Genomic DNA, 19532 nt, shown 5'->3' on the forward strand with positions numbered 1-19532 from the left:
GATTGCGGGTTTAGAGCAGCACTGCGGTGACGGCCAGGTCCTTGCCCGCGTACCGTTCCGCGTCCTGCAGGATCTCGCACAGGATGCCGAACGACCTGTCGGCGCGGAACGGCGCCGCCACCTGCCACAGGACCGTGACAGGCGGGGTGCCGTTTTCGCTGATGCTGTCCGCAAAGTCGTGGAGCGAGTCGTTCAACGCATCCAGGTTCACGCCGTAGTGCTCGGGAAAATCCAAAACCTCGCCGAAGGTTTCCAGGACGGCGCGCTTGCTGTCCGCCGGGGGAACCACCACGCTGCGGCGCCCGGCGTCGGCCACCTGTTCCTGCAGCTCTTCAAGGGTCCAGGTGTCGCCGGAGAAGATTCTCATGGTTGTGCTAGCTGCCTTCCGCTATGTACTTGAACGTTGCGTAGTGGTCCCCGGTGTAGTACTTCTCCCCGCCACTGCCCGCCACGATGCGGCGTGCACCCCGGTCCGGTTCACCGGGGGTGGGGACGGTGTACTCGCGGTAATAGCCGCGGTCCCGGGCTGGGAGGACCCGCTCGAAGTTTCCGAACACCTGGTCATCCTGCCCGTACTGGAACGGGCCGCCCGCCCGGATCAGCGCCAGCACCCGGCGGCCCTCCACCGGAAGCGCGGATTCCCTGATCTCCGGGAGGCTGGACGGATTGGCTCCCCGGTGGGGCGCTGACTGCTTCGCTGCCGGGGACGTGGCCGTTCCACCGGGAGTGGACGTGCGGCTGGAACCAGCGTCCGGCGTCGTGCCGTCCGTCTGCCCGCCCAGCAGCCCGGCACCGCCGAACGCCACCATGGCCAGTACCACCAGGGTGGTGAGGAGCAGCGGGAGGATGGAGCGGTTGCGCATTCGGGTTTACCTGCCGGAGGGGTGGACTGGCGTCTGGTGGTGCTGTAGCTACGTGCGGTAAATGCTGATGGAGTTGGCCTCGGCCAGGTCGATGTCTCCTGCAGCCACCTGGATGCCCTGCCGCTGCTTGTGGCGGGGCGAGGTGGTCAGCCGGAGCTCGAACAGGCTCGGAGCCGGCCTTCCGGCGTCGGGCAGGGTCACCTGGACGTCCCGCGCGCTGCCATTGACCACCACCAGCCCGGCAAGGTCGCCGCCGTCGTCGCGGAGCAGGAGCTGCAGGACGCGGTGATGCGGATCGTTCCAGCGCTCATTGGACATGGGCTGGCCGTGCTGGTCGAACCAGTACAGGTAGGACTGTTCATCCCGGACCGGGAAATCATGCGGCTGGGCGGCGAGGAACTCCTTGCGCAACCGGATGTACCGCTTGGTGCTGCGCAACATCTCGTGCGCCTCCGGTGTCAGCGTCCAGTCCAGCCACGTGATGGCATTGTCCTGGCAGTAGGCGTTGTTGTTCCCGTGCTGGGTCCTGGCCAGCTCGTCCCCGGCAGTAATCATGGGAACTCCGAGCGAAACCATCAGCGAGGCCATCAGGTTACGCCGCGACTGCGCACGCTGTGCCAGGATGGCGCTGTTCTCAGTGGGGCCCTCCACGCCGTGGTTGTAGCTGCGGTTGTCTCCGTGCCCGTCCCTGTTCTCTTCGCCGTTGGCCTCGTTGTGCTTGCGGTCGAAGGACACGAGATCGTTCATGGTGAAGCCGTCATGGGCGGTGACGAAGTTGACCGAGGCCAGGCGCGAGCGGCCGGATGCCTGGAAGAGGCCTGCGGAGCCGGACAGCGCGTCGGCGAGTTTCGCCATGGTCCCGCCGTGCCCGCCGGAGTCGATGGCTGCGCGGTCTGCCAGCCAGAAGGTCCGGACAGCGTCGCGGAAGTGGTCGTTCCAGTCGACCCACCCCCGGGGGAACCGGCCCGTCTGCCAGCCTCCGTAGCCAATGTCCCAGGGTTCGGCAATCAACTTGACCCCGGACAGAACGGGATCGGCGGCGACGGCGGTGAGGAAAGGGTGATGGGGGTCGAACTCGTTCGCGGCGTTGCGGCACAGCGTGACTGCCAGGTCGAACCGGAAACCGTCGATGTGGAACTCGTCCACCCAGTACCGGAGGGAGTCGGTCACCAGCTGGACCACGTGCTGGTCCCCGAAGTTGAGGGAGTTGCCGCAGCCGGTGGTGTCGAGGTACTTGCCGTGGCCGTCCACCCGGTAGTACGTGTCTTCGCCGAGGCCGCGGAAGCTCAGGACAGGGCCGTCCGCCGTGCCCTCGGCCGTGTGGTTGTACACGACATCGAGGATGACTTCCAGCCCGGCGGCGTGAAGTGCCTTCACCATGGCCTTGAACTCGTCCTGGACCGCCTGCGGGCCCGCTTCCTGGGCTGCGCGGGTGGCGTAGCCGGGGTGCGGGGCGAAGAAGGCGGCGGTGTTGTACCCCCAGTAGTTGCTGAGGCCCAGGTCCTGCAGGTGTGGCTCATCGATGTGGAAGTGGACGGGCAAGAGCTGGACTGAGGTGATGCCCAGGCCGGTGAGGTGCTCTACGACGGCGGGGTGGGCCAGGCCGGCATAGGTGCCCCTGAGCTCTTCCGGTACGTCGGGATGGAGCATGCTCTGGCCGCGGACATGCGCTTCATAGACGATCGTGTTGCGCCACGGCAGGCGCAGCCGTTCGTCTGTTTCCCAGTCGAAGTCGACGGCGGTGCGGACGCTGGTAAGGAAGCCATCCTGCTGGTCCACTCCCCTGCCGTATGGGTCCAGCAATAGGGGCTGGCGGGCGGAGCCGTTGCCTGCCGGAAGCTCCGGCGGCAACGGCCGGCTGTCCGACGCCGGGCGGAAGCCGTAGCGCGATCCGTAGGGCAGGTCCTCCACGATGCCGTGGTGGACCCCCTTGGTGACGTTGGGCAGGGTCTGGGTCCGCCATTGGCCGCCGGGAGGGCAGTAGGCGATGTCCAGGCTGGCGACGCCGGGGGCGAAGCAGGCAACGTTGGCGCGTCCGCCGGCGTGGTGGCGGGTACCGCCGGAATCAGCGCGCGGGACGCTGACACCGAGGGGAACGGCCGTGGAGGCGTCCATGGTGGAAGCGGTGTCGAAAAGCGGCATGACCATCACCTAAATAGTAGCGGTCAGCGGCACTTGACCTGCCCATACGCGCCTGTGGCGCCGGGAACCCACCCGCGGATTACGGACCGGTGAAACTATCCGGCCGCGCGCTGGCGGGAGACCTCGTACAGCGAGATTCCCACAGCCATCGAAGCGTTCAGGGATTCCATGGCGGAATCGATGGGGATGGAGACGATCTGGTCGCAGTTTTCCCGCACCAGGCGGCTCAGGCCCTTCCCTTCCGAGCCCACCACGATGCACACCGGTTCGGTGGCAAGGGTGAGATCGGGCAGTGAAACGTCGCCGTCGCCGTCGAGCCCCAGGACATAGATGCCCATGGTCTTGAACTGCTTGAGGGCGTTGTTCAGGTTGGAGGCGCGGGCCACGGGCACGCGGACGGCCGCGCCGGCGCTGGTTTTCCAGGCCGAGGCGGTAACGCCCACGGAACGGCGCTCGGGCACGATGACGCCGTGGCCGCTGAAGGCGGAGACGGAGCGGATGATCGCACCCAGGTTCCGGGGGTCGGTGATGCCGTCCAGGGCCACGAAGAGCGGCGCGTTGGCGATGTGCCCCTTCTTCCACTTGTCCACGGTTTCCTCGGCCAGCTCGTAGGCATCCAAGTACTCGTAGGGCGGGATCTGCAGCACCAGGCCCTGGTGGACGGCGTCATCCGTCATCCGGTCCAGTTCAGGTTTGCCCGTTTCCAGCAGCGGAATGCCGCGTTCGGCGGCGAGCTTCAGTGATTCCTTGACCCGGTCATCCATTTCGATGCGGATGGCAACGTGGAGGGCCTTCGCGGGGATGCCGGCGCGGAGCGCCTCGACCACGGAGTTGCGCCCGGTGACTACTTCCTCGGTGGCACGGCCCTTGGGGCCGGACTTGGCGGCGCCGGCGCTGCGGGCACCGGTCCCGCGCTTCGCAGCGGACCGCTCGGAAAGCTGCCGTGCCTTGTGCGCCTTGTGGTACACGCGGTCCTCGGCTTTGGGCGTGGGGCCCTTGCCCTCGAGGGCCTTGCGGCCATGGCCACCGGTTCCGACGGTTGGGCCCTTCTTCGCTTTAACCGATCGGCGACCATTGTTGGCCATGATGTTCCACCCTTGATTGTGCTGACTGAATCTGCATACCAGTCTACTGACCCGAAAAAAATCGGGGGCAGCGGCCTGTTCAGTCCCGCTTGAGGCTCCAGGTGGCGCCGTCCGGGCCGTCCTCCACGACGACCCCGGCTTGGTTGAGGGTGTCCCGGATGGCATCGGACCTTGCCCAGTCCTTGTCGGCGCGGGCAGCCGCCCGGGCGGACAGCTGCGCCTCCACCAGAACGCCCAGCGCCTCGGCTTCACGCGTGCTCACCGCCGCGGAGCCTGCCACGGCGTTCAGGCCCAGGACCCCGGTCATGAGGATGACGGCGTGCATCGCGTTCCGGGCGGCGTCGTCGTCACCCTCGGCGAGGGCTGTGTTGCCCGCCCTGACGGTTTCGTGCAGGGCGGCCAGGGCGCGCGGGACGTTGAGGTCGTCGTCCATTGCTTCGCAGAAGGCATCCACGGCTGCGGACGATGAACCGTGGGGGCCGTCCGCGAGGCCCGTGTCGCCGTCGAAGCGCGCCGCAGCCTTGGCCAGGAATCCGTCAATGCGTTCGACGGCGGCGGCGGCCTCCTGCAGGGACGTCGGGCGGTAGTCCAGGATGGACCGGTAGTGCGCCTGCCCCAGGTAGTAGCGGACCACGCGGGGCGGGGCGAGTTCCAGCATTTCCGCCGGGCTGATGGTGTTGCCAATGGACTTGGACATCTTTTCGCCCTGGTAGGTCACCATGCCGTTGTGCATCCAGAAGTTGGCGAACGGGTGTCCGGCCGCCTGCGACTGCGCCATCTCGTTTTCGTGGTGCGGGAACCGCAGGTCCAGTCCGCCGCCATGGATGTCGAAGGCGGTGCCGAGGTACTTGGTGACCATGGCGGAGCACTCAAGGTGCCAGCCGGGCCGTCCGTTACCCCAGGGCGAGGACCAGCTGGCGGTGGCCGGCTCTCCTTCTTTGGAACCCTTCCACAGCGCAAAGTCGCGGGGGTCCTTCTTGCCTCGGGGATCGGCGTCGGGCGCTGCCTGCATGTCGTCGATGTTCTGCCGGGTCAACGCGCCGTACTTGTTCCAGGAGCGGACGTCGAAGTACACGTCGCCCGAGTCATCCAGGGCCGGGTAGGCGTGGCCGCGGTCGATCAGCTGCTGGATCAGGGCGTGCATCTCCGGAATGTGGCCGGTGGCCCTGGGTTCGTAGGTGGGGCGCGAAACACCGAGGGTGTCGTAGGCCTTCAGGAACTCCTGCTCGTAGCGATACGCCAGGGCCCACCATTCTTCGCCGGCTACTTCTCCGGGTTCCGGGCTGAAACCGGGGGCGAAGGAGGCCTCGGACTTGGCCAGGATCTTGTCGTCAATGTCCGTCACGTTGCGGACAACCGTGACGCGCAGGCCCCGGTACTGCAGCCAGCGGGTGAGCTGGTCGAACGCGATGGCTGAGCGGATGTGGCCGACGTGCGGCATCCCCTGGACCGTGGCTCCGCAGTAGTAGAGGCTGACCTTGCCCTCGACGAGGGGGACGAAGTTCCGGACTTCGGCGGAGGCAGTGTCATAGAAGCGCAGGGTCACCGCTCCAGACTAACTGATAGGCCCGGCCACCTCACGGGCGTAGGGGCTGCGGATACACCAGGGCGGTGGCTACGGCGGAGATGCCCTCCCCGCGCCCGGTGAATCCCAGGCCGTCACTGGTGGTTGCGGTGACGCCGACGTGGGCGCCTGCCGCCTCGCTCAGGACCTTTTGCGACTCTTCCCGGCGGGGCCCGAACTTGGGCCGGTTGGCCACGAACTGCACGGCCACGTTGCCGATCTCGAACCCGGCCGCCCTGACGATCCGTGCGGCCTCGGCGAGGAGGGTGGCACCGGACGCTCCGGCGAATTCCGGACGGTCCGTACCGAAGTGGGTGCCGAGGTCGCCGATGCCGGCGGCCGAAAACAAGGCGTCAGCGGCGGCATGGGCCACGGCGTCGCCGTCGGAGTGTCCGGCGAGGCCGCGTTCGCCGGGCCAGAGGAGGCCGCCGAGCCACAGCGGACGGGGGGAATCCTCCGGGGCGTACGCATGGACATCGATTCCCACGCCCGTGCGCGGAAGGACCACGTCCGGGCTCATCCTTCCACCCAGCGGGCACCAAGCGGACCCTCAAGGAGCCCTTCGGCGAAGATGAGGTCCAGGGGGGTGGTGATCTTCAGGGATTGTGTGGACCCGCGGACTGCATGGACCGGGGTACCCAGCATCTCCACGAGCATCGCGTCATCGGTGACCGCTGCGGCCTGCTGGCCGTCCAGGCCCTGCGCCGCCTCGTGCGCCTTCAGCAGGGTGCCGATCGTGAAGCCCTGCGGAGTCTGCACTGCCCGCAGTTCCTCGCGCCGGGCGGTCCCCGTGACGACCTCGGGGGCAAGCGCCGTGTCATCGCCGGCCGTGGCCGCCACGGTTTTGACCGTGTCCACCACCGGGAGCACGGGAATGACCGCGGCGGCGCCGGCAACGAGGGAGTCGCTGACGCGGTGGAAGACGGATTCGGGGGTGAGGGCCCGTGCGGCATCATGGACCAGGACGGCCTCGATGCCCTCCATGAGTGCGGCAATCCCGGCGCGCACGGACCCGGCCCTGGTGGATCCGCCGTCGACAACAGTCAGGAGGGGGCCACCGTCGGCAAGTTCCTCCCGGAAGTCGTCGCACAGCCGGCGCAGGTCCTGGTCGCCGGCGGGCAGCGCGACGCACACCTGGGTGGCCACACCGGACGCGACAATGCCGCGCAGGGCATGCATCAGGATTGGTTCTCCGCCCAGCGGAACGGCTGCCTTGGGCATGCCGTAGCCGAGGCGCTGCCCGGAACCTGCGGCAACCACGATGACCGCTGTGACCAGGCGCGTGGGTGATTCACTCATGCGGACTAGCCTACGACGCCGCCACTTCCGATGGGCGATTTAGGCACCGCCGCGGTGGGCCCAAAAAAAGAAGCCCCGGCGGCACTTGCGTGCAGCCGGGGCTAAATTCTTAGGAAGCCAGGACCTCGTCGAGAACGCTTGCAGCCTTCTCCTCGTCGGTCTTTTCAGCCAGCGCCAGTTCTGAAATCAGAATCTGGCGGGCCTTGGCCAGCATTCGCTTCTCGCCTGCGGAAAGGCCCCGGTCGTGATCCCGGCGCCACAGGTCGCGAACAACCTCTGCCACCTTGATGACGTCACCGGAAGCAAGCTTCTCCAGATTTGCCTTGTACCTGCGTGACCAGTTGGTGGGCTCCTCGGTGAACTCGGCGCGGAGCACATCGAACACGTGCTCCAGGCCTTCCTTGCCCACTACGTCCCGGACCCCAACAAGGTCAACGTTCTCTGCTGGAACTTCAATGGTCAGATCACCCTGAGCCACCTTGAGCTTGAGATACATCTTCTCTTCGCCCTTGATGGTGCGCATCTTGATTTCTTCAATCTTCGCAGCACCGTGGTGAGGGTAAACTACTGTCTCGCCGACCTCAAATACCATGTGGACATTTCCCCTTTCCCGCAGACCAGTTTATCACGATTCAGGCATATGACCGGCCGGAGAAAGGGCTCCCAACCGCGAAAATACGCGGGAAAACGGCCCAATCAACCCCCTCCACCCCCTTGACGGATGCGCTGATTAGTGCATCAGGTGAGCGCTCCCACGGGGGATGTGACACCGCCGAATCCTCGTTTGCCCCTCTTTGCCGATAGGCTATGGCTGAAAAAGACTTCAAATTTCTCGAGGAGTACGTGACGTGCGTTCCACTGCGATGAACCGGGCCCAGCGCGGCAAACTGGCACTGACGGCTGCTGCCCTTGGCGCCAGCCTGCTGACCGCGGGCTGCGGTTACATCACGCCCCAGCAGACCAGCCATCAGTACTCTGCCTCGGACGGCATCCGCGCAGACCTCGGTCCGCTGCAGCTGCGGAACATCCTCATCGTCTCCACCGGCGAGAACGAGCCCGGCCGCCTGATCGGTGCCGTCTACAACTCCTCCTCCAAGGACGTGAAGCTGACCGTCAACGGTGCGAAGGGCTCACAGACCGAGGTCTCGGTGAAGGCCAACTCCTCCACCATGCTGACCGAGAAGACCGACGCGGCCATCCTGAGCACCACCGGCGGCAAGCCGGGCTCCCTGGTGGACGTCAAGATCAGCGAGAACGGCACCAACGTCAGCAGCACGGTCAAGGTTCCCGTCCTGGACGCCACCCTGCAGGAGTACAAGGACTACGTCCCCACCCCGAGCCCCTCGGCGACGCCCACGCCGTCGTCCTCTTCTTCCGCAGGTGCGGGCGCAACGTCCTCCGCCGGCGCAACCTCCGGCGCCACGGCAACGGCAACCGCCACCACCCGCTAAAGCGGGCGCTGCAAGCAGCGGACACCAAAAGGGAGGAGCCATGCGGCTCCTCCCTTTTTGCGGTATTTGGCGATGCTGCCTTACGGCTCGAACTTGTAGCCGAGGCCGCGGACAGTCACCAGGTAACGGGGGGCCGAGGGGTCCGGCTCGATCTTGCCGCGGAGGCGCTTCACATGGACGTCCAGGGTCTTGGTGTCGCCAACGTAGTCCGAGCCCCACACACGGTCGATCAGCTGCCCGCGCGTGAGCACCCGGCCCGAGTTGCGCAGGAGCATCTCCAGAAGCTCGAACTCCTTCAGGGGAAGGAGGACCTGCTCGCCGTCCACGCTCACCACGTGTCGTTCAATGTCCATGCGGACGGGCCCGGCCTGGACCGTGGCGGAGATCAGTTCCTCAGGTTCTCCCTGGCGCCGCAGGACAGCCCGGACGCGGGCCACCAGTTCACGGGATGAGTAGGGCTTGGTGACGTAGTCGTCGGCGCCGAGTTCCAGGCCCACCACTTTGTCGATTTCCGAGTCCTTGGCGGTCAGCATGATCACGGGGACGCTGGAGCGCTGCCGGAGCTGGCGGCACACCTCCGTGCCGGAAAGCCCGGGGAGCTGCAGGTCCAGCAGCACCAGGTCGGCGCCGTTGCGGTCGAATTCGGTAATGGCGTCCAGCCCGTTGTCCACCACCTCAACCTCGAACCCTTCTTTGCCCAGCAAATAGGACAAGGGATCGCTGAACGACTCCTCGTCCTCAACAATCAAAATCCTGCTCAAGCGCTAGCTCCTCGTTCTGTTGCGCCGGCGGCGCGGGGTACTTGGGTCAGAGTGGCCTGTTCGGGCGCCCCGTGCGCCTGCCCCGGAGCCGGTGCAGGTGCCGTTGCGGCGGAAACGGACAGCCCGGCGTCGCCGTCCTGCCCTTCCATCTCGGGCAGCCGGAGGGTGAAGGTGGATCCCTGCCCGGGCTGGGACCACAGCGTCACCTCGCCGCCATGGTTCGATGCCACGTGCTTGACGATGCTCAGGCCAAGGCCCGTGCCGCCCGTCTGGCGGGAGCGGGCGGCATCCACCCGGTAGAAGCGCTCGAAGACGCGTTCCTGGTCCTCCGGCGAGAGCCCGTCCCCCTGGTCGGTCACGGAAATGGAGACCAGGCCGTCCCTGGACCGGACGCCGATGCCAACGCGGGTGTTCGGGGGCGAGTAGCGAATGGCATTGTCGATGAGGTTCCGCAGTGCGGTGACCAGGAGGTCCTGGTCCCCGAACACCTTGCCTTCGGTGCGGCCGCCCACCACGATGCTGATGTTCTTGCTTTCGGCGGGCAGCTGGGACCGGTCCACGGCTTCGGCGATGACGGCGTTGATGTCCACGGGGCCGCCCTGCTGCGTCACGCTGGCGCCCTGCAGGCGGGAAAGTTCAATGATGTCCTGGACCAGGGCGGCCAGTCGTGCGGATTCCTTGTGCATGCGCTTGGCGAAGCGGCGCACAGCTTCTTCGTCGTCGGCGGAGGACTCCAGGGCCTCCGCCAGCAGGGAGATGGCACCCACCGGGGTCTTCAGTTCGTGCGACACGTTGGCCACGAAGTCGTTGCGGATCTCTTCTGTCCGGGTGATCTCGGTCCGGTCATCGGCCAGGAGGAGGATGTATTCCTCACCCAGCATGGCGGCCCGGACCTGGACGATGATGGTGCCTTGTCCCAGCGGTCCGCGCGGAAGCTCGAGCTGTTTTTCCAGGATGACGCCGTCCCGCCGGACCCCCGCGGTCATGTCCAGGAGTTCCTTGTGCACGACGGTGTGCCCGCGGACCAGGCCGTACGCGTAGGCCGCGGGGCTGGCGCGGACCACGCCGTCGACGTCGTCCAGCACCACGAAGGCCCGTCCGACGACGGCGAGCACCTCCGCGGCTCCCGCCGGCAGGGCAATCTCTTCGGCATCGACGTCCAGCAGTTCGCGCTGCTTCTCGCTGACCCGGTAGGCAAGCACGCCGAACGTGCCAAGCGCCAGGCCGATAAGGCCGGCGACCAGACCAATGAGCATAGGATCCACAGCTCCACTTTATGCTCTTGCCCGGCGGCTCCAGCCGACTCAAGGCACTTACAGCGAACGGTTCAACTAACGTTCACCTGTGTGGGCATAATCGTTTACCGGGCGATGACAAAGTTAGAGGTCAGAGCGCCCAACGGCGACACGATTCCTGCTGCCCTGGAGCGGCCGGCGGGAGTTCCAAGGAAAGGACGCCCTAAGTGCGTAAGGTTTTTCAGGAAGAACTCACCCAGGTTGGTGACCAGCTGGTGGAGATCTCCCGGCTGGTCAGCGAAGCGATGGACAAGGCCACCACCTCATTCCAGGTGGCGGACGTGGACCTCGCCCAGGACGTCATCGCTGCGGATGCGCGCATTGACTTCCTGCAGAACAGCCTCGATGAGCGGGCCATCGACATCCTGGCGCTGCAGGGTCCTGTCGCCAGCGACCTGCGCATGATCGTAGGTTCCCTCCGGATGAGCGCATCCCTGGAGCGGATGGGTGACCTGGCGCGCCATATCGCACAGCTGGCCCGCCTCCGGTACCCCTCCACTGTGATTCCGGCATCCATGACGGAGACCTTCAACCGGATGGCCGAACTGGACCAGGAGATCGCCGACAAGCTGACGGTCCTGCTGGAAAGCCGCGACCTCGAGGTGGCCCGGGACATCCTCAAGGCGAACACGGCCATCAACGATCTGCACTTGAGCGTCTTCAAGGCCATCGCTGCCCCCGAGTGGTCCGAGTCCCCCGCCACCACGGTGGATGTTGCCCTCGCCAGCCGCTACTTCGAGCGCTTCGCAGACCACGGTGTTTCCGTCGCGCAGAAGGTGACCTACCTGGTGACCGGCGCGTGGCAGCCGAACGCCACCGAACACAGCTGAACAAAAACCGCGGAGTACGACGGCGGGCTGGTCACCTGAGGTGACCAGCCCGCCGTCGTCGTTTCACTTTTGACGCAGCGCGTTCTTCGGCCGGAGTGCGTCTAAGGGAGGAACGACCGAGCACCCGGCGAAGAACCGCGAAGTCTTATTTCTTGCCCTGGTTGGCGACTGCCAGGATGGCCTGCTCGGCGGCCTCGGGATCGAGGTAGGTGCCACCAGGCTTGATCGGCTGGAAGTTTTCGTCGAGGTCGTACACCAGCGGGATGCCCGTGGGGATGTTCAGGCCGGCGATGGCCTCATCGCTGATGCCGTCCAGGTGCTTGACCAGCGCGCGGAGCGAGTTGCCGTGCGCGGTGACCAGGACGGTCTTGCCGGCCTTGAGGTCTTCCTTGATGTCCGATTCCCAGTAGGGCAGGAGCCGCACCAGGACGTCCTTCAGGCACTCGGTGCGCGGAAGGGCGTCGCCCAGGTCCGCGTAGCGGGGGTCGTGGGCCTGGCTGAATTCGCTGTTGTCGTCCAGGGGCGGCGGCGGGGTGTCGTAGGAACGGCGCCACTCCATGAACTGCTCTTCACCGTATTCGGCCAGGGTCTGGGCCTTGTCCTTGCCCTGCAGCGCACCGTAGTGGCGTTCGTTCAGGCGCCAGTCGCGCTTGACCGGAATCCAGCCGCGGTCGGCCTTGTCCAGGGCAATGTTTGCGGTATTGATGGCCCGCTTCAGCAGGGACGTGTAGAGCACATCCGGGAGGATATTGTTTTCCACCAGCAGCTCGCCGCCACGCGCTGCTTCCGCGCGGCCCTGGTCGTTCAGGTCAACGTCCACCCAGCCGGTGAACAGGTTCTTGGCGTTCCATTCGCTGTGGCCGTGGCGCAGCAGAATCAGCTTGTAAGTCATGATTTTCATCCTAGCCGAGCAGTGTTGCCGCCCGCCCAGCGTTACATGGCTCCTGCCGGAAGCCCCGGGGGTACCCGCAGGACACCGGCCCGGAGGCAAGGGATAGGGTTGGGCAGTGGTTCAAAAGGCTGAACGGGTGAACGCCCCGCAACTTTCCGGGAGGACGTCCCCCGCCAGGCAGGGCCGGCCGGTTGGCAACGTGACCCGCGGCACCACCAACCCCAACAGGATGCGCCGGGTGGACCGCTGGCTGACGGGACCGCAGGCCTGGCGGCTCCGGTCCGCGGCGGACCCCCTGGTGGTTGACCTGGGCTATGGCGCGACGCCGGCCACCGCCGTCGAACTTTATGAAAGGCTCGCCGCCATCCGGCCGGACGTGCGGGTCTGCGGGATTGAGATTGACCCCGCGCGCGTGCGGGCGGCCCTTCCGCTGCAGCGTCCCGGACTGACCTTCCAGGTGGGTGGCTTTGAACTGCCCGTTCCCGGGCGCCCCGTCCTGGTCCGTGCGTTCAATGTCCTGAGGCAATATGAGGAAGCCGACGTACAGGGTATCTGGCGGCTGGTGCAGGACCGGCTGTCCCCCGGCGGTTTGTTCGTGGACGGCACCTGCGACGAAATCGGACGGCGCGTCACCTGGGTGGCGCTGGACCGGGACCGGCCGCTGTCCCTGAGTATGTCGGTCCGTTTCGGCAGCTTCGAGCTGCCATCGGAAGTGGCCGAACGGCTTCCCAAGGCCCTCATCCACCGGAACATCCCTGGAGAACCGGTTCATGCCTTCATGCAGGCGATGGACCGGGCATGGCTTGAGAGCGCACCCCTGGCCTCATTCGGCAACAGGCAGCGCTGGGTTGGCATGTGCCGCAGCCTGCGCGCGGCCGGGTGGCCGGTCCAGGACGGCCCCGCCCGGTGGCGCCTTGGGGAGCTGACGGTGGACTGGGAGGCAGTGGCCCCCCAGGTTTAGGCCCTGCCGGGGCGGATCACCAGGGACCGTAAGGGCCCATGTTGCGGCTGCCGCCGCGGCCTGCGTCCTTCACGGCGGGACGGACATCGGCCAGGTAGACGGAGGCTGCGACAACCGCGGCCAGTCCGAACAGGCCAAGGGTGCTGAAGAGGCCTCCGCCGGCGCCGAACAGCGAAATGACGCCAATCAGGGCCGACCCGCCGGTAAGGGCGAGCCAGAACGTCTTGGTCCGCTTGCCGGTGGCTTCGAAGGCGTTGGGCCGGTGCCGGGCACAGTCCACGAACGCCCAGAGCTCAAGCCCCAGGGCCACCAGGCCGAGGATGAAGAACACTGCCTGCTCTATGTAACTGATTATTATTCGACCGTCCACAAGCCCAGCCTAGCCGTCCAGCGTGTCCAGCGCCTGCTTCAGGTCAGCCCAAAGGTCTTCGACACTCTCCACCCCGACGCTCAGCCGCACCAGGTTCTCGGGGACGCTGGCGGGTTCGGCTGTGTGGCGGCGCCGGCGTTCGATGAGGGACTCGACACCGCCCAGGGACGTGGCGGGGAGCCAAAGATCCAGTGCCTCCACCAGCTTGTCCGCAGCGTCGGCACCGCTGAGCCCTGCTGCGGGCGCCACCTGCACGCAGATGATGGAACCGAATCCCTTCATCTGCGCTTTGGCGCGGGCATGGCCCGGATCGGTATCGAGGCCCGGGAACCGAGTGGACTCAATGGCGGGGTGCGCGGCAAGGCGTTCCGCCAGGATCATGGCCGATTCCTGGGACCGCTCCACGCGCAGCGCGAGGGTCCGCAGCCCGCGCAGGGCCAGCCACGCCTCAAACGGCCCGGCGATGGCGCCGTGGATGATGCGGTGGTGCAGCAGTGCGGAGCGGATTTCCGGGTCGGAGGTGACCAGCGCACCGAGGACGACGTCGGAGTGCCCGGCCAGGTACTTCGTCACCGAATGCAGGACGACGTCGGATCCCAGCAGCAGGGGCTGCTGGACCAGGGGCGTGGAGAACGTGTTGTCCGTGACGACGATTGCGCCGGCCTCATGCGCGGCCTCCGCGACGTCGGTCATGTCAGCGATGCCCAGCATGGGGTTGGTGGGGCTCTCCAGCCACAACATTGCGGCGGCGTTCCCCTCCGGGCCTTTTGAAGCGAGGGCGTCCTTGACCGCATCGGTATCGGCAATGTCCACGGTCCGCAGTTCGATGAAGCCTTTCTGCGCGAGTTCCGTGGCCATGACCAGCGAGCCGGAGTAGCTGTGGTTGGGCATGACCAGCACGCCGCCGGCGGGAATCAGGGACAGTGCCGAGCTGACCGCCGCCAGGCCCGATGCGTAGAGCAGGCCCGGAAGCGCGGCCCCCTCAAGCTGGCCAAGCGCTTCCTCAAAGGGGTCCCAGGTGGGGTTGGAGTAGCGGCCGTAGCCCCGGTCCCCGTCCCCGAGCGGGCCGGTCCCGAAGTAGGTGGAGGAAAGGGTGATGGGAGGATTGACAGGCTGGTCCCTTTCCCGTGGCGGACGTCCCGCTGCCACCACCACCGTCTCGGGTGAAAGGGACGCGGCCTGGTGCTCGGAAAGACTCATGGTCAAAAGCGTACTGTTCGGCCCAATCGGGCGGAAAAGCAATGTCGCTTTGTGGACGCCGGTCCATCCACCCGTCCTGCACAGGGGATATTCGGAGGCCCGGAATGTCGCCGCGCCTCGGTAGGCTTGAGAAGTGAACAAACAGAGGGCCGGCGTATTCATCGCATTCGAAGGTGGCGATGGTGCCGGCAAGTCCACCCAGGCGGCCCGGCTTGCTGCGGCGCTGGAATCCCGCGGCTACACGGTGCTGCGGACCCGTGAACCCGGCGGCACTCCCGTCGGCGAAAAACTTCGCTCCCTGGTCCTGGACCACGGCAACGGCGAGATCGACGCCCACACGGAGGCCCTGATCTTTGCGGCTTCCCGCGCTTCCCACGCCGCCCAGGTCATCCGCCCCGCACTTGGCCGTGGCGAGATTGTGCTGACTGACCGGTACATCGACTCTTCCGTGGCTTACCAGGGGGCCGGCCGCGACCTGGGCCAGGACGCTGTGCGTTCCCTCAATGAGTGGGCCACGGCGGGTCTCCAGCCGCACCTGACTGTCCTCCTGGACGTTGACCCGCAACTGGGGCGTACCCGCAGGACCGCGGGCCAGGCAGCCGAGGACCGCCTGGAATCCGAAGCTGACGAGTTCCACACCCGCATCCGTGACGCCTTCCTTGAGCTCGCGGCGCGCCGCCCCGCCTCATATTTGGTCCTGCCGGCCCATTGGCCGGTCGATGACCTGGCCGCACGGATCCTCGCGAAGGTCGACACCCTGCTTGATGCTCCCTTCGCAGCAGTGCAGGATGCAGCCGTGCAGGATGCTGTTCCGCAGCCGGCCGTCCCGGGTGCCACGAGCGACGGCGGTGGCTCGTGACCGTCTGGGATGACCTGCAGGGCCAGCCCGCCGTCGTCGAACAACTGCGCCAGGCTGCCAGCGGTGAAGGCCTGACGCATGCGTGGCTTTTTACCGGGCCGCCGGGGTCCGGCCGCTCCAATGCGGCCAAGGCGTTCGCCGCGGCGTTGAACTGCGACCAGGAGGACGTGGGCCTGCGCGGCTGCGGACAATGCCAGGCGTGCCACACGATTCTGGGCGAAACCCATTCTGACGTGACGTTCGTTCGCACGGAAAAGGTCACCATAACCATTGACGAGGCCCGCGAACTCGTAGCGACGGCGGGGAACCGGCCGTCGTCGGGGCGCTGGCGGATCATCGTGGTGGAGGACGCTGACCGCATGGCGGAGCGGACCACCAACGTGCTGCTCAAGGCCATCGAGGAACCTACGCCGCGCACCGTGTGGATGCTGTGTGCGCCATCGCCTGCAGACGTCCTGGTCACTATCCGCTCGCGCTGCCGCAGCGTTGCCTTGAGGTTGCCGCCGGCCTCGGATGTCGCCGCACTGCTGGTCAGGCGCGACGGCGTGGAACCCGCCCTGGCGGAACAGGCAGCCCGCACAGCGCAGAGCCATGTGGGCATTGCCCGCCGGCTGGCCAGGGATCCAGCGGCAAGGGAACGGCGCCTGGAGACGGTCCGTTTTCCGCTGGGACTGCGGGGCGTAACGGCCGCCGTCATGATGGCGGACAAGCTGGTCAAAATCGCCACCGCAGAGGCTAACAGCTCCAACGAGGAGCGGGACGCCGCGGAGAAAGCCGCCCTCCTTGCCACTTTGGGGGCGCCGGAATCCGGAACCCTGCCCCCGGCCATGCGCAGCCAGCTGAAACAGCTCGAAGACGACCAGAAACGCCGCGCCAAGCGATCCATCACGGACTCTCTGGACCGGACGCTCACCGATTTGCTGTCGTTCTACCGGGATGTACTGGTCATCCAGCTGGGGAACGCCGTGGAACTGGTCAACGTTGAGTTGAGGAGTGAGCTGGAGGAGTTCGCCTCCCGCAGCACTCCGGAATCCACGCTGGCCCGGATGGACGCCATCAACAAAGCCCGTGACCGCATCACCACCACCAATGTTGCCCCGCTGCTGACCATCGAGTCCATGGCGGCCAGCCTGATCCAGCCCTCCAAGGAGACCCGATGACTGCCCGCCCCCTGCCCGCACGCCACAGGTCCCTGACGGTCGCCGTCCGCGCCGCGGGTGCCTTGGTCCTGGCCATGGTCCTGGCCTCGTGCAGCCTCCTCAACGGCGGCGGCAAGAACCCGCCGGAGACGGCCACCGCCAAAGCCGATCCTTCGATCGTTGCGTCCGCTCCTGCCGGGCTGGAAAAGTTCTACTCGCAGGAAGTGGTGTGGCAGCCCTGCGAGGGGGAGTTCCAGTGCGCCAAAGTGACTGTCCCCATGGACTACGCCAATCCGGGCGGCGACACCATCCAGCTTGCTGCGCTGCGGGCGCCGAGCACGGGCAAGAAGACGGGCAGCCTCCTGGTCAACCCCGGCGGCCCGGGTGCCTCCGGCTATGACTTCGTCAAGGATGCCGCCGGAACCCATTTTTCAGCTGCTGTCCGCAACGCTTATGACCTTGTAGGTTTCGATCCGCGGGGCGTCAAGCGCTCCGCCCCCGTTGCCTGCATGACGGACGCGGAACGTGACGCATCCCGGGCCAAGATCTACGCCCTCGACACCGATGCCGGGCTGCAGGAGGCGCTGGCGGACAACAAGGCCATCGCCGGCCAGTGCGCGGCCCAAACCGGCCCGGTCCTGGCCCACATCGACACCGTCAGCGCCGCCAGGGACCTGGACGTGCTCCGGGCCGTGGTGAACGACACCAAGCTGAACTACCTCGGATACTCCTACGGCACGTTCCTTGGGTCCACCTACGCCTCGCTGTTCCCGGACAACGTGGGCCGCATGGTCCTTGATGGCGCCCTGGACCCCTCCATCACCAATGAAGAGCTGACCAGCGGCCAGGCCCGGGCCTTCGAAAAAGCGCTCCACACCTACGTGGCCAGCTGCCAGAAACAGGGCAAGTGCCCGCTCAGCGGCGACGCCGACTCCGGCGTGCAGCAGATCCGTGACCTGATCAACTCCATCCGGGAGACGCCCCGCACCGCCAAGGACGGCCGGCTGGTCAACGCAACCACGTTTGTCAGCGGCCTGATCACCCCGCTCTACAACGACCAAAGCTGGCCCGCCCTCACCCAGGCACTTGAGGCCGCCATGTCCGGAGATGTGAGCCTCATGCTCCGGCTCGCCGACCTCGGAGCCGACCGCGCGTCCGACGGTTCGTACACCTCCAATTCGACCTTCGCGTTCAACGCCATCAACTGCCTTGACTACCCCATGGTTTCGGACGCCGCGGGCATGCGGGCCGAAGAGAAGCGGCTGGAACAGGACTCCCCCACCCTTGGCTACTTCTTTGCCTACGGCGGGACCACCTGCGCGGACTGGCCGTACAAGAACGTCCGCACACCGGCGCCGGTGGAATACAGCGGGGACTCCCCCATCGTTGTCATCGGCACCACCGGCGATCCCGCAACCCCCGTCGACTGGGCTGCATCACTGCGCAAGCAGCTGGGGAACGCAGCGCTGCTGACCTGGAAAGGCGAGGGGCACACCGCGTACGGCCGGGCCAACAGCTGCCTCGAGGACTCCGTGGACAAATACCTGGTGAGTGGAAAGGTTCCGGCCGACAACACTGTCTGCTGACCGCCCCGGCAGCCCGGGCCCACCCCATTTTGACCGGGGCGCGGGGACTCTATTACAGTTGACTCTTGCATGAAGCGTCCGGTTCCGCCGGGGATTTCGTGCGGTGCTTCCTTAGCTCAGTCGGTAGAGCGTTTCACTCGTAATGAAAAGGTCATCAGTTCGATTCTGATAGGAAGCTCGGGATAAACCCCGGACAGCCCCTTCTTTTAGGGGTTTCCGGGGTTTTTCGCTGGTTAACCGGCTTTTCCGGCTTCTACCGCACGCCCGGGAAATGGCCTCCGTTACCGGCCCAGCCCCCGCTGCCGGTAGCCGCGGGCCCAGATGACCTCGGCCACCGCGCTGAGGGCCAGGGGAAATGCGACGACGGCGGCCAGGTGACGCAGCAGGCTGTAGGGGTCCACCAGCGCCGCCCAGCCCACGAGGACGCCTGGCAGCCCGACACAGACGGTCACCCACACCGGGTTGCCCCGGGCATGTGACCATATGGAAGCTGCAACGGACACGGCACACCCGGCGTAGACAAACAGGTTGCCGGTCCACGACTGCTCCATTTCAGCCGGCGTGGGCAGCCAGAGAAACCAACCGGCACGAGCAATCCCGTAGCCGACCAGGACCAGCGCGCTGAAGACGAGCAGGATCCAGGCAGTGGTTCCGGCCCACCGCCGCGTGGTGTCCGAACCCGTCCCCAACGGGCTGTTGTCCTTGGCAACCAACTCGTCACCTGCCGGCGATGAAGGCCTCGATCCGTGCCACGTGGACTTCCGCCAGGCCGCGGTCAGGATCAGGCTGTTCGAGGTGCACCGGCTGGCCGTGACCGCTGGCCCATTCCCTGGCGTCCGGGCCAAGGACGTCATCGATCCATACGACTGAGTCCCAGTCAGCGTTGTCGCCGGCGTCCATCCTGGACAGCCACCGGGCAACCGATGTCAGTTTTGGCGTCGGCACGCCCGCGTCGGACTGCCGGAACACCATGGTGACCCGTAGCGGTTCGACGTCGAGCTCCAGCTGGGCTTCCAGCCCGGCTACCGTGTCCGCCGGCCAGGTGGACGCCCACGCGATGCGTCCGCTGCGGGCCAGGCGCCGGACCAGGGCGCGCTTCTCGTTGGAGAGCCGAAGCAGCGGCCCGTCACTCCCGCCGCCCGGGCGCACGGCGGGATTCAGGACGCCATCGATGTCGAGCAGGATGATGGGCTTCACGGTTTGATGCACGACGGGAAGGTGACGGCACCGCGGGC

Annotated in this window: 21 protein-coding genes and 1 tRNA gene; 7 read left to right on the forward strand and 15 right to left on the reverse strand. The window is 66.6% G+C overall.

The features are described from left to right. Nucleotides 1–10: 10 nt before the first annotated feature. The 8 genes from BACI349Y_RS15650 to BACI349Y_RS15685 form a co-directional block, all read right to left on the reverse strand. Nucleotides 11–367, reverse strand: coding sequence for a barstar family protein (locus tag BACI349Y_RS15650; RefSeq protein WP_159632905.1), 357 nt, complete (start codon nucleotides 365–367; stop codon nucleotides 11–13). A 7-nt stretch (nucleotides 368–374) separates the two neighbouring features. Next, a complete protein-coding gene (locus BACI349Y_RS15655; protein ID WP_159632906.1) occupies nucleotides 375–863 on the reverse strand; it encodes a ribonuclease domain-containing protein in 489 nt (162 codons plus the stop codon). 48 nt (nucleotides 864–911) lie between these two features. After that, on the reverse strand, nucleotides 912–3011 hold the full coding sequence (gene glgX, locus BACI349Y_RS15660) for a glycogen debranching protein GlgX (protein ID WP_159632907.1): 2100 nt from the start codon (nucleotides 3009–3011) through the stop codon (nucleotides 912–914). Nucleotides 3012–3100: 89 nt separating this feature from the next. Then, nucleotides 3101–4090 (reverse strand): 23S rRNA (guanosine(2251)-2'-O)-methyltransferase RlmB, encoded by a 990-nt coding sequence (gene rlmB / locus BACI349Y_RS15665; RefSeq protein ID WP_159632908.1) that lies wholly within the window; start codon nucleotides 4088–4090, stop codon nucleotides 3101–3103. A gap of 79 nt (nucleotides 4091–4169) precedes the next feature. Then, nucleotides 4170–5636: a cysteine--tRNA ligase gene (cysS, locus tag BACI349Y_RS15670; protein WP_159632909.1), complete on the reverse strand. Its 1467-nt coding sequence runs from the start codon at nucleotides 5634–5636 to the stop codon at nucleotides 4170–4172. 31 nt (nucleotides 5637–5667) lie between these two features. After that, a complete protein-coding gene (ispF, locus tag BACI349Y_RS15675; protein WP_159632910.1) occupies nucleotides 5668–6174 on the reverse strand; it encodes a 2-C-methyl-D-erythritol 2,4-cyclodiphosphate synthase in 507 nt (168 codons plus the stop codon). After that, entirely contained in the window at nucleotides 6171–6953 is a 783-nt protein-coding gene (ispD, locus tag BACI349Y_RS15680; RefSeq protein WP_159632911.1) for a 2-C-methyl-D-erythritol 4-phosphate cytidylyltransferase, read from the reverse strand. The genes ispF and ispD overlap by 4 nt, the downstream gene beginning before the upstream one ends. 109 nt (nucleotides 6954–7062) lie before the next feature. Beyond that, nucleotides 7063–7545, reverse strand: a complete 483-nt coding sequence (locus BACI349Y_RS15685) for a CarD family transcriptional regulator (RefSeq protein WP_011690592.1) — start codon at nucleotides 7543–7545, stop codon at nucleotides 7063–7065. 271 nt (nucleotides 7546–7816) lie between these two features. On the opposite strand from BACI349Y_RS15685, the gene BACI349Y_RS15690 reads away from it, so the two are divergent. Continuing rightward, nucleotides 7817–8404 carry a hypothetical protein gene (locus BACI349Y_RS15690; protein ID WP_159635768.1) on the forward strand — a complete coding sequence of 196 codons (588 nt, stop codon included), beginning with the start codon at nucleotides 7817–7819 and terminating at the stop codon, nucleotides 8402–8404. Between the two features lie 80 nt (nucleotides 8405–8484). Here BACI349Y_RS15690 and BACI349Y_RS15695 read toward each other — a convergent pair whose 3' ends face one another. After that, nucleotides 8485–9165 carry a response regulator transcription factor gene (locus BACI349Y_RS15695; protein WP_142119926.1) on the reverse strand — a complete coding sequence of 227 codons (681 nt, stop codon included), beginning with the start codon at nucleotides 9163–9165 and terminating at the stop codon, nucleotides 8485–8487. Continuing rightward, entirely contained in the window at nucleotides 9162–10421 is a 1260-nt protein-coding gene (locus BACI349Y_RS15700) for a sensor histidine kinase (protein WP_159635771.1), read from the reverse strand. The genes BACI349Y_RS15695 and BACI349Y_RS15700 overlap by 4 nt, the downstream gene beginning before the upstream one ends. A gap of 206 nt (nucleotides 10422–10627) precedes the next feature. Between BACI349Y_RS15700 and phoU the strand changes: the two genes are divergently transcribed. After that, the gene (phoU, locus tag BACI349Y_RS15705) at nucleotides 10628–11290 is read left to right on the forward strand and encodes a phosphate signaling complex protein PhoU (protein ID WP_159632912.1); all 663 of its coding nucleotides are present in this window, start codon (nucleotides 10628–10630) and stop codon (nucleotides 11288–11290) included. Nucleotides 11291–11435: 145 nt separating this feature from the next. On the opposite strand, the gene BACI349Y_RS15710 is transcribed toward phoU, so the two are convergent. After that, nucleotides 11436–12182 (reverse strand): phosphoglyceromutase, encoded by a 747-nt coding sequence (locus BACI349Y_RS15710; RefSeq protein WP_159632913.1) that lies wholly within the window; start codon nucleotides 12180–12182, stop codon nucleotides 11436–11438. A gap of 136 nt (nucleotides 12183–12318) precedes the next feature. Here BACI349Y_RS15710 and BACI349Y_RS15715 point away from each other — a divergent pair, with 136 nt between their 5' ends. Beyond that, entirely contained in the window at nucleotides 12319–13143 is an 825-nt protein-coding gene (locus tag BACI349Y_RS15715; RefSeq protein WP_236560857.1) for a class I SAM-dependent methyltransferase, read from the forward strand. 16 nt (nucleotides 13144–13159) lie between these two features. Here the strand turns inward: BACI349Y_RS15715 and BACI349Y_RS15720 are convergent, their stop codons facing one another. Further along, nucleotides 13160–13513, reverse strand: a complete 354-nt coding sequence (locus BACI349Y_RS15720) for a DUF2516 family protein (RefSeq protein WP_159632915.1) — start codon at nucleotides 13511–13513, stop codon at nucleotides 13160–13162. A gap of 9 nt (nucleotides 13514–13522) precedes the next feature. After that, complete coding sequence (locus BACI349Y_RS15725; RefSeq protein ID WP_159632916.1) at nucleotides 13523–14713, reverse strand: trans-sulfuration enzyme family protein; 1191 nt, start codon at nucleotides 14711–14713, stop codon at nucleotides 13523–13525. A 133-nt stretch (nucleotides 14714–14846) separates the two neighbouring features. On the opposite strand from BACI349Y_RS15725, the gene tmk reads away from it, so the two are divergent. The 4 genes from tmk (at nucleotide 14847) to BACI349Y_RS15745 (ending at nucleotide 18475) form a co-directional block, all read left to right on the forward strand. Then, on the forward strand, nucleotides 14847–15572 hold the full coding sequence (gene tmk / locus BACI349Y_RS15730) for a dTMP kinase (RefSeq protein WP_159632917.1): 726 nt from the start codon (nucleotides 14847–14849) through the stop codon (nucleotides 15570–15572). Continuing rightward, nucleotides 15569–16732 carry a DNA polymerase III subunit delta' gene (locus tag BACI349Y_RS15735; protein WP_159632918.1) on the forward strand — a complete coding sequence of 388 codons (1164 nt, stop codon included), beginning with the start codon at nucleotides 15569–15571 and terminating at the stop codon, nucleotides 16730–16732. The genes tmk and BACI349Y_RS15735 overlap by 4 nt, the downstream gene beginning before the upstream one ends. After that, on the forward strand, nucleotides 16729–18297 hold the full coding sequence (locus BACI349Y_RS15740) for an alpha/beta hydrolase (RefSeq protein ID WP_159632919.1): 1569 nt from the start codon (nucleotides 16729–16731) through the stop codon (nucleotides 18295–18297). The genes BACI349Y_RS15735 and BACI349Y_RS15740 overlap by 4 nt, the downstream gene beginning before the upstream one ends. Nucleotides 18298–18402: 105 nt before the next feature. Next, nucleotides 18403–18475, forward strand: a tRNA-Thr gene (locus BACI349Y_RS15745). 103 nt (nucleotides 18476–18578) lie between these two features. Here the strand turns inward: BACI349Y_RS15745 and BACI349Y_RS15750 are convergent. Continuing rightward, on the reverse strand, nucleotides 18579–19010 hold the full coding sequence (locus tag BACI349Y_RS15750; RefSeq protein ID WP_236560859.1) for a hypothetical protein: 432 nt from the start codon (nucleotides 19008–19010) through the stop codon (nucleotides 18579–18581). Between the two features lie 4 nt (nucleotides 19011–19014). Further along, nucleotides 19015–19506, reverse strand: coding sequence for an HAD domain-containing protein (locus BACI349Y_RS15755; RefSeq protein WP_159632920.1), 492 nt, complete (start codon nucleotides 19504–19506; stop codon nucleotides 19015–19017). Nucleotides 19507–19532: the final 26 nt, after the last annotated feature.

This window comes from Arthrobacter sp. 8AJ, assembly GCF_902506025.1.
Taxonomy (GTDB): domain Bacteria; phylum Actinomycetota; class Actinomycetes; order Actinomycetales; family Micrococcaceae; genus Arthrobacter.

Excerpts from the sequence above, each read along its gene's own strand:
- ispD (WP_159632911.1), bottom strand. The coding sequence starts at position 6,953 with ATGAGTGAATCACCCACGCGCCTGGTCACAGCGGTCATCGTGGTTGCC.
- BACI349Y_RS15725 (WP_159632916.1), bottom strand. The coding sequence starts at position 14,713 with ATGAGTCTTTCCGAGCACCAGGCCGCGTCCCTTTCACCCGAGACGGTG.
- glgX (WP_159632907.1), bottom strand. The coding sequence starts at position 3,011 with ATGGTCATGCCGCTTTTCGACACCGCTTCCACCATGGACGCCTCCACG.
- BACI349Y_RS15685 (WP_011690592.1), bottom strand. The coding sequence starts at position 7,545 with ATGGTATTTGAGGTCGGCGAGACAGTAGTTTACCCTCACCACGGTGCT.
- BACI349Y_RS15740 (WP_159632919.1), top strand. The coding sequence starts at position 16,729 with ATGACTGCCCGCCCCCTGCCCGCACGCCACAGGTCCCTGACGGTCGCC.
- rlmB (WP_159632908.1), bottom strand. The coding sequence starts at position 4,090 with ATGGCCAACAATGGTCGCCGATCGGTTAAAGCGAAGAAGGGCCCAACC.
- BACI349Y_RS15655 (WP_159632906.1), bottom strand. The coding sequence starts at position 863 with ATGCGCAACCGCTCCATCCTCCCGCTGCTCCTCACCACCCTGGTGGTA.
- BACI349Y_RS15690 (WP_159635768.1), top strand. The coding sequence starts at position 7,817 with ATGAACCGGGCCCAGCGCGGCAAACTGGCACTGACGGCTGCTGCCCTT.
- ispF (WP_159632910.1), bottom strand. The coding sequence starts at position 6,174 with ATGAGCCCGGACGTGGTCCTTCCGCGCACGGGCGTGGGAATCGATGTC.
- BACI349Y_RS15700 (WP_159635771.1), bottom strand. The coding sequence starts at position 10,421 with ATGCTCATTGGTCTGGTCGCCGGCCTTATCGGCCTGGCGCTTGGCACG.
- BACI349Y_RS15650 (WP_159632905.1), bottom strand. The coding sequence starts at position 367 with ATGAGAATCTTCTCCGGCGACACCTGGACCCTTGAAGAGCTGCAGGAA.
- BACI349Y_RS15710 (WP_159632913.1), bottom strand. The coding sequence starts at position 12,182 with ATGACTTACAAGCTGATTCTGCTGCGCCACGGCCACAGCGAATGGAAC.